Below are 13,007 nucleotides of genomic sequence, written 5' to 3'. Positions count from 1 at the left end.
TTTGTCGCATTGCCATAAACCCGCTAAAAACGGGGGTTGGCGCTATAAGAAGTTGTCGCTTGGCGACAAGGCCGGGCTGAAAACTGTCCTTACAATCCCCTCATCGCTCGCCAGTTCCAGGCGGGTGTTCCTCTTCAGGAGACTCCGATGTCCGTTGAGCAAGCCGCCGTACAACGCGCCGATTTCGATCAGGTTATGGTCCCCAACTATGCGCCTGCTGCTTTCATCCCTGTGCGTGGCGCCGGTTCCCACGTGTGGGACCAGTCCGGTCGCGAACTGATCGACTTCGCCGGCGGTATCGCGGTCAACGTATTGGGACACGCCCATCCGAAACTGGTCGCCGCCCTGACCGAACAAGCGAACAAGCTGTGGCATGTGTCCAACGTCTTTACCAATGAGCCGGCCCTGCGCCTGGCCCATAAACTGGTCAATGCAACCTTTGCCGAGCGGGCTTTCTTCTGCAACTCCGGCGCCGAAGCCAACGAGGCCGCCTTCAAGCTGGCCCGTCGCGTCGCGTTCGATCGTTTCGGGAGCGAGAAGTACGAAATCATTGCCGCGCTCAACAGCTTCCACGGCCGTACGCTGTTCACCGTGAACGTGGGCGGACAATCGAAGTATTCCGACGGTTTCGGTCCTAAAATCACCGGTATTACCCACGTCCCTTACAACGACCTGGCGGCTTTGAAAGCGGCCATTTCGGACAAGACGTGCGCCGTGGTGCTGGAGCCGATCCAGGGCGAGGGCGGCGTATTGCCGGCCGAGCTGGGTTACCTGCAAGGTGCCCGTGATTTGTGCGATGCCCACGACGCGCTGCTGGTATTCGACGAAGTGCAGACCGGCATGGGCCGTAGCGGCCACCTGTTCGCCTACATGCATTACGGCGTGGTCCCGGACATCCTCACCAGCGCCAAGAGCCTGGGCGGTGGTTTCCCGATCGCGGCAATGCTCACCACCGAAGCGTTGGCCAAGCATCTGGTGGTCGGCACCCACGGCACCACTTATGGCGGCAACCCGCTGGCGTGTGCGGTGGCCGAAGCGGTGATCGATACCGTCAATACGCCTGAAGTGCTCGAAGGCGTCAAAGCCAAGCACCGCAAGTTCAAGACCCGCTTGGAGCAGATTGGCGAGAAATACGGCCTGTTCACCCAGGTGCGTGGTTTGGGGCTGCTGATCGGCTGTGTGCTGAACGACGCCTGGAAAGGCAAGGCCAAGGACATTTTCAACGCCGCCGAACAGGAAGGCCTGATGATCCTGCAGGCAGGTCCGGACGTGATTCGTTTCGCGCCGAGCCTGGTGGTCGAAGATGCCGACATCGATGCCGGCCTGGACCGCTTCGAGCGGGCCGCGGCGAAGCTGACGCAAGCCTGATTTTTAAAGGCCGGACCTGATCCATTGTGGGAGCGAGCCTGCTCGCGATGCAGGCGACTCGATCTGCCTGATGGGCTGAGGCGATCCTGATCGCGAGCAGGCTCGCTCCCACAGCAAGACCGTTTTACACGTGCGTTGAAGCGCTTGCCGGTCCGGTATTTTTTCTTTGTGTCGACCAATGGGTCGAACCATTTATTTCAAGTAAAGGAGTGACACCATGCTGGTGATGCGCCCCGCACAAATGGCGGATCTGGGCGAGGTACAGCGTCTGGCTGCGGACAGTCCGATCGGTGTCACTTCCTTGCCGGATGACGTGGAACGCCTGAGCGACAAGATCGCCGCGAGCGAAGCCTCGTTTGCCGCCGAAGTCAGCTTCAACGGTGAAGAAAGCTATTTCTTCGTCCTTGAAGACACCGCGACCGGCAAGCTGGCGGGCTGTTCGGCCATCGTTGCCTCGGCCGGTTATTCCGAGCCGTTCTACAGTTTCCGCAACGAAACGTTTGTTCACGCCTCCCGTGAGCTGAAGATCCACAACAAGATCCACGTGCTTTCCCAGTGCCACGACCTGACCGGCAACAGCTTGCTGACCAGCTTCTATGTGGTGCCGGAATTGGTCGGTTCGCCCTGGTCGGAGCTCAATTCGCGTGGGCGCCTGCTGTTCGTCGCCAGCCATCCGGAGCGCTTTGCCGATTCGGTGGTGACCGAGATCGTCGGCTACAGCGATGAAAATGGCGACTCGCCGTTCTGGGACGCCATCGGTCGCAACTTTTTCGACCTCAACTACGCTGCCGCCGAGCGCCTGTGCGGGCTGAAGAGCCGCACCTTCCTCGCCGAGCTGATGCCGCATTACCCGATCTACGTGCCGCTGTTGCCGGACGCCGCCCAGGAAGCCATGGGCCAGGTCCATCCGCGTGCGCAGATCACTTTCGACATCCTCATGCGCGAGGGTTTCGAGACCGATCATTACATCGACATCTTTGACGGTGGCCCGACTCTGCATGCCCGTGTCTCGGGGATCCGCTCGATTGCCCAGAGCCGGGTGGTGCCGGTCAAGCTCGGCGAGCCCGTCAAGGGTGCCGGCCGGCAATACCTGGTGGCCAACGCCCAGTTGCAGGATTACCGCGCCGTTCTGTTGGAGCTTGACTACGCGCCCGGCAAACCGGTGACCCTGGATATGGAAGCGGCCGAAGCCTTGGGCGTCGGTGAGGGTGCCAGCGTGCGCCTGGTGGCGGTTTAACGCCTTACAGCGAAGTTTCGCGGGTGGCGCAAGCGGCCCGTTTGAGGAGATAGCATGATCGTTCGTCCCGTACGCAGCAGCGACTTACCCGCTCTGATTGCCCTGGCCCGCAGCACCGGCACCGGCCTGACCACCTTGCCGGCCAACGAGGAGCGCCTGGCTCATCGGGTCGGCTGGGCCGAGAAGACTTTTCGCGGCGAAGCCGGACGTGGCGATGCTGACTACCTGTTCGTGCTCGAAGACGACGACGGTCGTGTGGTGGGCATCTCAGCCATCGCCGGGGCCGTTGGGCTGCGCGAGCCCTGGTACAACTTCCGGGTCGGCCTGACGGTCAGCGCCTCCCAGGAGCTGAACATCTATCGGGAAATCCCGACGCTGTTTTTGGCCAACGACCTGACCGGCAACTCCGAGCTGTGTTCGCTGTTCCTGCATGCCGACTACCGCACTGGCCTCAATGGCCGCATGTTGGCCAAGGCGCGGCTGCTGTTCATCGCCGAATTCCCGAACCTGTTTGGCAACAAGATCATCGCCGAGATGCGTGGCATGTCCGATGACCGAGGCCGCTCGCCGTTCTGGGAAAGCCTGGGGCGACACTTTTTCAAGATGGAGTTCAGCCAGGCCGACTACCTGACCGGCGTGGGCAACAAGGCCTTCATCGCTGAGCTGATGCCCAAGTTCCCGCTGTACACCTGTTTCCTGTCGGAGGATGCCCGGGCGGTGATCGGCCAGGTTCATCCCGACACGGAGCCAGCGCTGTCGATGCTCAAGAGCGAAGGTTTCAGTTACCAGGGTTACGTCGACATCTTCGACGCCGGCCCGGCCGTTGAATGTGAAACCGGCAAGATCCGCGCGATCCGCGACAGCCAGGCACTGGTATTGGCCATCGGCACGCCGGGCGACGACGCCACGCCGTTCATCATGCATAACCGCAAACGCGAAGACTGCCGCATCACTGCTGCACCGGCGCGCTTGGCCGCGGGCACCCTGGTGGTTGATCCGCTGACTGCCAAACGTCTTCAACTCAACGCCGGCGATCAGGTGCGCGCCGTTGCGTTGTCCGCTGCTCGGGAGTCGAAATAATGAAGTCGCTGTACATCGCTGGAAGCTGGCTGGAAGGTCAGGGTGATCTCTTTGAGTCGTTGAACCCGGTGACCCAGCAAGTGCTGTGGTCTGGCAATGGCGCCACGGCGGCGCAGGTGGAGTCGGCGGTGCAGGCCGCGCGTCAGGCCTTCCCGGACTGGGCCCGCCGTTCGCTGGATGAGCGTATCCAGGTGCTGGAAGCGTTTGCCGCTGCCTTGAAGAGCCACGCCGATGAACTGGCCCACTGCATCGGTGAAGAAACCGGCAAGCCGTTGTGGGAAGCGACCACCGAAGTCACCAGCATGGTCAACAAGGTCGCCATTTCGATTCAGAGCTACCGTGAGCGGACCGGCGAAAAAAGCGGCCCCCTGGGTGACGCCATCGCTGTGCTGCGGCACAAGCCCCACGGTGTGGTGGCAGTGTTCGGCCCTTACAACTTCCCCGGCCATTTGCCCAACGGTCACATCGTACCGGCCTTGTTGGCGGGCAACACCGTGTTGTTCAAACCCAGCGAACTGACCCCGAAGGTCGCTGAGCTGACGGTCAAGTGCTGGGTCGAGGCCGGCCTGCCGGCGGGCGTGCTGAACCTGCTGCAAGGTGCGCGGGAAACCGGTATCGGCCTGGCGGCCAATCCGGGCATCGACGGGTTGTTTTTCACCGGCTCCAGCCGCACCGGCAACCTGTTGCATCAACAGTTTTCCGGGCGCCCGGATAAGATCCTGGCGCTGGAAATGGGCGGTAATAATCCGCTGGTGGTGGATGAGGTGGCGGACGTCGACGCGGCGGTCTACACCATCATTCAGTCGGCCTTCATTTCTGCCGGGCAGCGCTGTACCTGCGCGCGCCGCCTGTTGGTGCCCGAAGGGGCGTGGGGCGATGCCTTGCTGGCGCGCCTGGTGGCGGTCAGCTCGACGCTGGAAGTCGGCGCCTTTGATCAGCAACCGGCGCCATTCATGGGCTCGGTGATTTCCCTGGCCGCAGCGAAGGCGCTGATGGATGCGCAGAACCATTTGCTGGGCCTGGGCGCCGTGCCGCTGTTGACCATGACCCAACCGCAAGCCCAGGCGGCGTTGCTGACACCGGGCATCCTGGATGTGACGACGGTAGCCGAGCGTCCTGATGAAGAACTGTTCGGGCCGTTGTTGCAGGTGATTCGCTACGCGGATTTCGCTGCGGCAATCACCGAGGCCAACAACACCCAATATGGCTTGGCTGCGGGTCTGCTGTCGGATTCCCAGGAGCGCTACCAGCAGTTTTGGCTGCAGAGCCGTGCCGGCATCGTCAACTGGAACAAACAACTGACGGGAGCGGCCAGCAGCGCGCCGTTCGGCGGTGTTGGGGCCTCGGGCAACCACCGCGCCAGTGCCTATTACGCAGCCGACTATTGTGCGTATCCGGTGGCGTCTCTGGAAACCCCAAGCCTTGTCATGCCGGCTGCCCTCACTCCCGGCGTGAGCATGGTGTGAACCCCAATCGCGAGCAAGCTCGCTCCCACAAAGGATTGCGCAAAACCCTGTGGGAGCGAGCTTGCTCGCGATGGCCGCGCTGCGGTTGTTACTTGATGCCTATAAAAAACAGATTCTCGTGGAGCCTCGCTGATGAAATCCTATGAAGTCAACTTTGACGGTCTAGTGGGGCCGACCCACAACTACGGCGGGCTCTCGTACGGCAACGTCGCGTCCCAGAGCAATAGCCAGCAGTCTTCCAACCCCAAGGAAGCGGCGTTGCAGGGGCTGGCGAAAATGAAAGCGCTGATGGACATGGGCTTCCAGCAAGGTGTGCTGGCGCCACAGGAACGTCCCGACGTGGCGGCCCTGCGTCGGTTGGGTTTTGCCGGCAGCGATGCCCAGGTCATTCAGCAGGCTGCCAAAGAAGCGATGCCGCTGCTGGTCGCCAGTTGCTCGGCCTCCAGCATGTGGGTGGCCAACGCCGCCACTGTCAGCCCAAGCGCCGACACGGCTGACGGCCGCGTGCATTTCACTGCCGCCAACCTGAACTGCAAATACCACCGCAGCATTGAACACCCGACCACCAGTCGCGTACTGGGGGCGATGTTTGCCGATCAGCAGCACTTCGCCCACCACGCCGCGCTGCCGGCGGTGGCGCAGTTCGGCGACGAAGGCGCGGCCAACCACACGCGTTTCTGCCGGACCTACGGCGAGGCCGGTGTTGAATTCTTCGTGTTCGGCCGCAGCGCCTTCGATACCCGTTTTCCCGCGCCGCAGAAGTACCCTGCGCGCCAGACCCTGGAAGCTTCTCAAGCGGTCGCTCGTCTGCATGGTCTGAGGGAGGAGGGCGTGGTCTACGCCCAACAGAACCCATCGGTGATCGACCAGGGCGTGTTCCACAATGATGTGATCGCGGTGGGCAACGGCGAAGTGTTGTTCTATCACGAGGATGCGTTTCTCGAGACCGACCGGATGCTGGCCGAGCTGAGCAGCAAACTCGCCAAGGTCGGTGGGAAATTTCAGTCGGTGTGCGTGCCGCGTTCGGCGGTTACCGTCGATGACGCGGTACGTTCCTACCTGTTCAATAGCCAGTTGCTGTCGCGTCCCGACGGCTCGATGCTGTTGATCGTGCCGGAGGAGTGCCGCGGCAACGAACGCGTCTGGCAGTACCTGCAAGGCCTGACGGGCTCTGGCGGGGTGATCGGCGAAGTGAAGGTCTTCGACCTCAAGCAAAGCATGCAGAACGGCGGTGGCCCGGCTTGCCTGAGGCTGCGCGTGGCCCTCAATGAAACCGAACTGGCCGCCGTCAACCCAGGGGTTATCATGACCGCGCCGTTGTACGATTCGCTGACCCAATGGGTCGAGCGTCACTACCGCGATCGCATGACCGAAAACGACCTGGCGGACCCGCAGTTGCTGCTCGAATGCCGGGCGGCACTGGATGAGCTGACACAAATCCTTAAACTTGGCGCGGTTTATCCTTTCCAGATCAATTGAAAGCGCGCGCGACCTGACTACAGTCAAAGCAGGGCGCGTTGCCTTTTTCCCCCGACGAGAACGTAAAAACATGAGCGATACCTTGCAACTGATCCTTGAAGACACCGACGGCACCCAACTGGAAACCTCCTGCACCCGCGTTGCGGTCATGTGGCAGGGCAAAGAGCTGTGGATCCAGCAGGACGGCCGCGGTCAGTTGCTGATCGGTGTCGATGTCGAAGAAGGCGATGAGGAATACGCCAACCTGTTGTTGCGCCCATTGGCGACCAACCTGGTGAGCCTGCAACTGGAAATGGAACCGGCCGACATGGGCGACGATGATCATGTCCATGGCCCGGATTGCGGCCACGACCATTAAGGAGCCGCGCTATGCTCGCCCTCGGCAAATTGCTTGAACTGACCCTCGCCGGCCGTGAACCGGCGGAGAAGACTCAACTGACTGTCGAGGGCGTACGGATGCGCTGGCTGAGCGAGGGCGCGCTGGAGGTCAAGCCGCCCCAGGCCCGGGACAATGGCCAGGACCTGTTGCTGTCAGCCGGTATCCACGGCAACGAAACCGCACCGATCGAATTGCTTGATCGGTTGCTGCACGACATCGCCCGTGGGGATCTCAAGCCACGGGCACGCATTCTGTTTCTGTTCGGCAATCCCGAGGCCATTCGTCGCGGAGAGCGTTTTGTCGAGCAGGACGTCAATCGGTTGTTCAATGGTCGCCATGAGTTGAGCGGCGGCGCCGAGGCGTTGCGGGCGTGCGAATTGGAGCGGTTGGCCGCCAGTTTCTTCAGCGTGCCGGACCGCAGTCGCTTGCATTACGACCTGCACACCGCCATCCGGGGTTCGAAGATTGAGCAATTCGCCCTGTATCCGTGGAAGGAAGGTCGCCAGCATTCACGCCGTGAACTGGCGCGGCTGCGCGCCGCCGGCATGGAAGCGGTGCTGCTGCAGAACAAACCGTCCATTGTGTTCAGCGCCTACACCTATGACCAGTTGGGTGCCGAGTCTTTCACCCTGGAACTGGGCAAGGCCCGGCCGTTCGGGGAAAACGACGGTGTCAACGTCAGCCTGCTGGAAACCCGTCTGCAACAGATCATCGAAGGCAGCGAACCCGAATCGGACGAAAGTCTGGACGGCCTGCAACTGTTCAGCGTCGCGCGGGAAATCATCAAGCACAGCGACAGTTTCCGCCTGAACCTGCCGGCGGACATCGAGAACTTCTCGGAACTTGGAAAAGGTTATGTGCTGGCCGAAGACATTGCCCAGACCCGCTGGGTGATCGAAGAAGAGGGCGCCCGGATCATCTTCCCCAACCCCAAGGTGAAGAATGGTTTGCGGGCCGGGATCCTGATTGTGCCGGCGACGGACGAAAACCTGGCCTGACCTGAATCCCAAACTGATACAAGCCTTTTGTGGGAGCGAGCTTGCTCGCGATGACGGAGTGCCAGTCGCCATTGCTGTCGACTGCTACATTGCTATCGCGAGCAGGCTCGCTCCCACATTTGGATCTGTGTCTGGATTTAGACCGCTACCGCCCGCTGCTCACTGCGCCGCAACGCCCGGGTCTTGTGCAGGGTATCGGCACAGGTCTTCGCCGCTTCCTGGCCCTTGTGCACGAAATGCTCAAAGAAGAACTTCTGATGTTCTTCCCCAGCGTGGAAGTGATGGGGAGTGAGTACGACCGAGAACACCGGCACCTCGGTTTCCAGCTGAACCTGCATCAGGCCGCTGATCACCGATTGGGCGACGAATTCGTGACGGTAGATGCCACCGTCCACCACCAGGCCAGCGGCGACGATGCCGGCGTAGCGGCCAGATTTGGCCAGCAGCTTGGCATGCAGCGGGATCTCGAAGGCGCCGCCGACTTCGAAGAAGTCGATATCGCTTTCCTGATAACCCTGATTGATCATTTCGGCGACGAAGCCTTTACGGCTCTGGTCGACGATTTCCTTGTGCCAGCAGGCCTGGATGAACGCGACGCGCTCGCCCGGATGATGTTTGCTTTTGCTGTCGATTGCGGTGGGTTGCATGTTCTGGTTCCTGTTTGTGTAAAAAACAGGGCGTCATGAATCGAAGGGGATTCGAGGGTGCGTCGCGCGCAGACAGTCGCAGACGGCCCCTGGGTGCCGATCCCGTTCTCTCTTCATCCGGACTATGACCGTCGGCCCCGGAATCACACCGGGTCTGCTGACCTTGACGCTACACCGCAAAAGCCGTGTATCGCCAAGCGCTCGCGGGCTATGCACCTTGCGTGCAATTACCGCCGGTGGGGAATTGCACCCCGCCCTGAGAACGTTTCGCCGCCATGGTTTTTGGCGGCGCAGGATTTTTAACACATAACCCCGGTGGGAGCGAGCTTGCTCGCGATAGCGGTGGTTCAGATTGCATTGATGTTGGATGCGCTGGCGCCATCGCGAGCAAGCTCGCTCCCACAGGTGTTCTGAGTGATCTTCAGGTGCAGGTGATCTTTTCCTTCGACTGGTCTTGATTAATCGTCGCCATGACCGCAGTAATTGACCTTCGAAAGGGAATTCCCCCCACCCGCACCCGAGGCCAGATTCATGAGCGTTATCGATCTTCGCAGCGACACCGTCACCCAACCTTCCGCCGCCATGCTGGATGCGATGGCCAGCGCGCCGACCGGCGACGATGTGTATGGCGAAGATCCGACCATCAATCGCCTCGAGGCCGAACTGGCCGGGCGCCTGGGCTTTGTCGCGGCGCTGTTCGTACCCACCGGCACCATGAGCAACTTGCTGGGGCTGATGGCCCATTGCGAGCGTGGTGATGAATACATCGTTGGCCAGCAGGCTCACACCTATAAATACGAAGGCGGCGGGGCGGCGGTACTGGGTTCAATCCAGCCGCAACCCCTTGACGTGCAAGCGGACGGCTCTCTGGACCTGGAGCAAGTTGCTGCCGCGATCAAAGCCGATGACTTCCACTTCGCCCGTACTCGCCTGCTGGCGCTGGAAAACACCATGCAAGGCAAGGTCCTGCCGCTGGACTATCTGGCCCGGGCCCGGCGTTTCACGCGCGAGCACGGCCTGGCGTTGCACCTTGACGGCGCGCGGCTGTACAACGCCGCGGTCAAGTTGAACGTCGATGCCCGGGAGATCACCCAACATTTCGATTCGGTGTCGGTGTGCCTGTCCAAGGGCCTTGGCGCTCCCGTTGGCTCGGTCCTCTGCGGCAGCGCCGAACTGATCGGCAAGGCGCGCCGGCTGCGCAAGATGGTGGGCGGGGGTATGCGCCAGGCCGGGATCCTGGCTGCGGCGGGGTTGTATGCCCTGGATCATCAGGTCCAGCGCCTGGCCGATGACCACGCCAATGCCCAGCGGCTTGCCGAGGGCTTGCGTGGGGCGGGTTACGAGGTCGAGCCGGTGCAGACCAACATGGTCTACGTGCAGATGGGCGAGCGGGCCGAGGCCATCAGGGCGTTTGCCGCCGAGCGTGGTATCAAGCTCAGCGCCGCGCCGCGCCTGCGAATGGTGACCCACATGGATGTCAGCGCCGCGCAAATCGACGAAGTGATCCGCTCTTTCGTCGACTTTTCCCGTAACTGACCCGCCAAGCGGCCCAATTGACAGTTTCTATCGCATAAACACGCTGTACCCCACGCGAAGGGCCGATATAATGCGGCCCTTTGCCGTTGCTTCGTCTGTTGACGTTTTGCACAGGCCTTTGGCCGCAGCCTCCGTGGAAGAACCTAATGAAAAGCGCAGAAATCCGTGAAGCCTTCCTTCGCTTCTTCGAAGAGCAAGGCCACACCCGAGTAGCCTCCAGCTCTTTGATTCCGGGCAACGACCCGACCCTGCTGTTCACCAACGCGGGGATGAACCAGTTCAAGGACTGCTTCCTGGGCCAGGAAAAACGTGCCTACACCCGTGCCGTCAGCAGCCAGAAATGCGTGCGCGCCGGCGGCAAGCACAACGACCTGGAAAACGTCGGCTATACCGCTCGTCACCACACCTTCTTCGAAATGCTGGGTAACTTCAGCTTCGGTGATTATTTCAAGCGCGACGCCATCACCTTTGCCTGGACCTTCCTGACCTCCGACAAGTGGCTGAACCTGCCCAAGGAGAAGCTCTGGGTAACGGTCTACGCCAGCGATGACGAGGCTTATGACATCTGGACCAAAGAGGTCGGTGTCCCGGCTGAACGCATGGTGCGCATTGGCGACAACAAGGGCGCGCCATACGCTTCCGATAACTTCTGGACCATGGGCGACACCGGCCCGTGCGGCCCTTGCACCGAGATTTTCTACGATCACGGCGCCGACATCTGGGGCGGCCCACCCGGCTCGCCGGAAGAAGATGGCGACCGCTACATCGAGATCTGGAACAACGTCTTCATGCAGTTCAACCGCACCGCCGATGGCGTGTTGCATCCGTTGCCAGCGCCGTCGGTCGACACCGGCATGGGCCTGGAGCGGATCAGTGCGGTGTTGCAGCACGTTCACTCCAACTACGAAATCGACCTGTTCCAGAGCCTGTTGAGTGCTTCGGCCAAGGCCATCGGTTGCAGTAACGACAACCAGGCTTCGCTCAAAGTGGTGGCCGACCATATCCGTTCCTGCGGCTTCCTGATTGCCGATGGTGTGTTGCCGTCCAACGAAGGCCGCGGCTATGTGTTGCGTCGGATCATTCGTCGCGCCTGCCGTCACGGCAACAAGCTGGGCGCCAAGGGCAGCTTCTTCTATCAGATCGTCGCGGCCCTGGTGGCCGAAATGGGCGAGGCCTTCCCGGAACTCAAATCCCAGCAGGCCCACATCGAGCGCGTGCTCAAGGGTGAGGAAGAGCAGTTCGCCAAAACCCTGGAGCAGGGGTTGAAGATCCTCGAGCAGGATTTGGCCGAGCTCAAGGGCAGCGTGGTACCGGGCGATGTCGTGTTCAAGTTGTACGACACATACGGTTTCCCGATGGACCTGACGGGCGACATCGCCCGCGAACGCAACCTGACCCTCGACGAGGAAGGTTTCGAGCGCGAGATGGAAGCCCAGCGAGTGCGCGCGCGTTCCGCCAGCTCCTTCGGCATGGACTACAACAGCCTGGTCAAGGTTGACGTGGCCACCGAATTCACCGGCTACGCCGCCACGACCGGTTCGGCCAAGATCGTGGCTATCTATAAGGACGGGCAGTCGGTCGACATCCTGAGCGAAGGCCAGGAAGGGGTGATCGTGCTGGACCAGACGCCGTTCTACGCCGAATCCGGCGGACAGATCGGTGACAGCGGTTACCTGCAGGCCGGCAACTCGCGTTTCGATGTGCGAGACACCACCAAGACCGGCGGCGCATTCCTGCACCACGGCGTATTGGCCTCGGGCAGCCTGATGATTGCCGCTCCGGTAGCCGCGCATGTCGACGCCGAGGTTCGTCACGCCACCTCGCTGAACCACTCGGCTACGCACTTGCTGCATGCCGCGTTGCGTCAGGTACTGGGCGAGCATGTTCAGCAGAAAGGCTCTTTGGTGGACAGTCAGCGCTTGCGCTTTGACTTCAGCCATTTCGAGGCTATCAAGCCTGAGCAACTCAAGGCGCTGGAAGACATCGTCAACGCCGAGATCCGCAAGAACTCACCGGTCGAGACCGAAGAAACCGACATCGAGACCGCCAAGCGCAAGGGCGCCATGGCGCTGTTTGGCGAGAAGTACGGCGACAGCGTCCGTGTGCTGAGCATGGGCGGCGATTTCTCCGTGGAGCTGTGCGGTGGTATCCATGCCAACCGGACCGGTGACATCGGCCTACTGAAGATCATCAGCGAAGGCGGTGTGGCTTCTGGTGTGCGTCGCATCGAAGCGGTCACCGGCGCGGCGGCCCTGGCGTACCTCAACGCCGCCGAAGAACAACTCAAGGAAGCGGCGAACCTGATCAAGGGCAGCCGTGACAACCTGATCGACAAGCTCTCGGCTGTGCTGGAGCGCAACCGTCAGCTGGAAAAGCAACTCGAGCAGTTGCAGGCCAAGGCTGCCAGCGCCGCGGGCGACGATCTGTCGGCCCAGGCCGTGGACGTCAAGGGCGTGAAAGTGCTGGCCGCGCGCCTGGATGGCCAGGACGGCAAGGCACTGTTGGCGCTGGTCGATCAACTGAAAAACAAACTCGGCCGCGCAGTGATCCTGCTCGGCAGTGTCCATGAGGAAAAGGTCGTTCTCGTCGCAGGCGTGACCAAAGACCTGACTGGCCAACTCAAAGCCGGTGATTTGATGAAGCAGGCCGCTGCGGCAGTGGGCGGCAAGGGTGGTGGTCGTCCGGACATGGCGCAAGGCGGCGGCACCGACGCCGGCGCGCTGGACGCAGCACTGGCCCAAACCGTTGCATTTGTAGAGCAGGGTATTTAAGGCAGTGCTCCGGGGTCGTCGTCTAGTGACGACTCCGGTCGCTGTT

General features: G+C 61.5%; 10 protein-coding genes and 1 riboswitch. Of the genes, 9 read left to right on the top strand and 1 reads right to left on the bottom strand.

All coding sequences use genetic code 11. The features are described from left to right. Positions 1–147 precede the first annotated feature (147 nt). The 7 genes from PSH91_RS20305 (at position 148) to astE (ending at position 8,007) form a co-directional block, all read left to right on the top strand. Positions 148–1,368 carry an aspartate aminotransferase family protein gene (locus tag PSH91_RS20305; RefSeq protein WP_047228785.1) on the top strand — a complete coding sequence of 407 codons (1,221 nt, stop codon included), beginning with the start codon at positions 148–150 and terminating at the stop codon, positions 1,366–1,368. Between the two features lie 217 nt (positions 1,369–1,585). After that, positions 1,586–2,605, top strand: coding sequence for an arginine/ornithine succinyltransferase subunit alpha (gene aruF, locus PSH91_RS20300; RefSeq protein ID WP_047228784.1), 1,020 nt, complete (start codon positions 1,586–1,588; stop codon positions 2,603–2,605). Positions 2,606–2,659: 54 nt separating this feature from the next. Continuing rightward, positions 2,660–3,685 (top strand): arginine N-succinyltransferase, encoded by a 1,026-nt coding sequence (gene astA / locus PSH91_RS20295; RefSeq protein WP_076383737.1) that lies wholly within the window; start codon positions 2,660–2,662, stop codon positions 3,683–3,685. Further along, complete coding sequence (gene astD / locus PSH91_RS20290; RefSeq protein WP_305468568.1) at positions 3,682–5,151, top strand: succinylglutamate-semialdehyde dehydrogenase; 1,470 nt, start codon at positions 3,682–3,684, stop codon at positions 5,149–5,151. Before astA ends, astD begins: the two co-directional genes overlap by 4 nt. Before the next feature lie 132 nt (positions 5,152–5,283). Further along, on the top strand, positions 5,284–6,630 hold the full coding sequence (gene astB / locus PSH91_RS20285; RefSeq protein ID WP_076383739.1) for an N-succinylarginine dihydrolase: 1,347 nt from the start codon (positions 5,284–5,286) through the stop codon (positions 6,628–6,630). 70 nt (positions 6,631–6,700) lie between these two features. Beyond that, positions 6,701–6,988, top strand: a complete 288-nt coding sequence (locus tag PSH91_RS20280; RefSeq protein ID WP_047228780.1) for a hypothetical protein — start codon at positions 6,701–6,703, stop codon at positions 6,986–6,988. Positions 6,989–6,999: 11 nt separating this feature from the next. Beyond that, a complete protein-coding gene (gene astE / locus PSH91_RS20275) occupies positions 7,000–8,007 on the top strand; it encodes a succinylglutamate desuccinylase (protein WP_047228779.1) in 1,008 nt (335 codons plus the stop codon). Between the two features lie 137 nt (positions 8,008–8,144). Here the strand turns inward: astE and PSH91_RS20270 are convergent, their stop codons facing one another. Beyond that, complete coding sequence (locus PSH91_RS20270; protein ID WP_047228778.1) at positions 8,145–8,654, bottom strand: 6,7-dimethyl-8-ribityllumazine synthase; 510 nt, start codon at positions 8,652–8,654, stop codon at positions 8,145–8,147. A gap of 100 nt (positions 8,655–8,754) precedes the next feature. Continuing rightward, positions 8,755–8,922, bottom strand: a riboswitch (FMN riboswitch). Between the two features lie 263 nt (positions 8,923–9,185). Between PSH91_RS20270 and ltaE the strand changes: the two genes are divergently transcribed. Together ltaE and alaS are read left to right on the top strand one after the other, a co-directional pair. Further along, a complete protein-coding gene (ltaE, locus tag PSH91_RS20265; protein ID WP_305466595.1) occupies positions 9,186–10,190 on the top strand; it encodes a low-specificity L-threonine aldolase in 1,005 nt (334 codons plus the stop codon). A 146-nt stretch (positions 10,191–10,336) separates the two neighbouring features. Next, positions 10,337–12,961, top strand: a complete 2,625-nt coding sequence (gene alaS, locus PSH91_RS20260; RefSeq protein WP_305466594.1) for an alanine--tRNA ligase — start codon at positions 10,337–10,339, stop codon at positions 12,959–12,961. Positions 12,962–13,007: the final 46 nt, after the last annotated feature.

The sequence above is a fragment of the Pseudomonas sp. FP1154 genome, assembly GCF_030687245.1.
Taxonomy (GTDB): Bacteria; Pseudomonadota; Gammaproteobacteria; order Pseudomonadales; family Pseudomonadaceae; genus Aquipseudomonas; species Aquipseudomonas rhizophila.
The sequence above is the reverse complement of the archived record's forward strand: the minus strand, read 5'-3'. Positions and strand labels throughout refer to the sequence as shown.

Coding starts and splice junctions, on each gene's coding strand:
- PSH91_RS20305 (WP_047228785.1), top strand. CDS start 148: ATGTCCGTTGAGCAAGCCGCCGTACAACGCGCCGATTTCGATCAGGTT.
- aruF (WP_047228784.1), top strand. CDS start 1,586: ATGCTGGTGATGCGCCCCGCACAAATGGCGGATCTGGGCGAGGTACAG.
- astA (WP_076383737.1), top strand. CDS start 2,660: ATGATCGTTCGTCCCGTACGCAGCAGCGACTTACCCGCTCTGATTGCC.
- astB (WP_076383739.1), top strand. CDS start 5,284: ATGAAATCCTATGAAGTCAACTTTGACGGTCTAGTGGGGCCGACCCAC.
- PSH91_RS20280 (WP_047228780.1), top strand. CDS start 6,701: ATGAGCGATACCTTGCAACTGATCCTTGAAGACACCGACGGCACCCAA.
- astE (WP_047228779.1), top strand. CDS start 7,000: ATGCTCGCCCTCGGCAAATTGCTTGAACTGACCCTCGCCGGCCGTGAA.
- PSH91_RS20270 (WP_047228778.1), bottom strand. CDS start 8,654: ATGCAACCCACCGCAATCGACAGCAAAAGCAAACATCATCCGGGCGAG.
- ltaE (WP_305466595.1), top strand. CDS start 9,186: ATGAGCGTTATCGATCTTCGCAGCGACACCGTCACCCAACCTTCCGCC.
- alaS (WP_305466594.1), top strand. CDS start 10,337: ATGAAAAGCGCAGAAATCCGTGAAGCCTTCCTTCGCTTCTTCGAAGAG.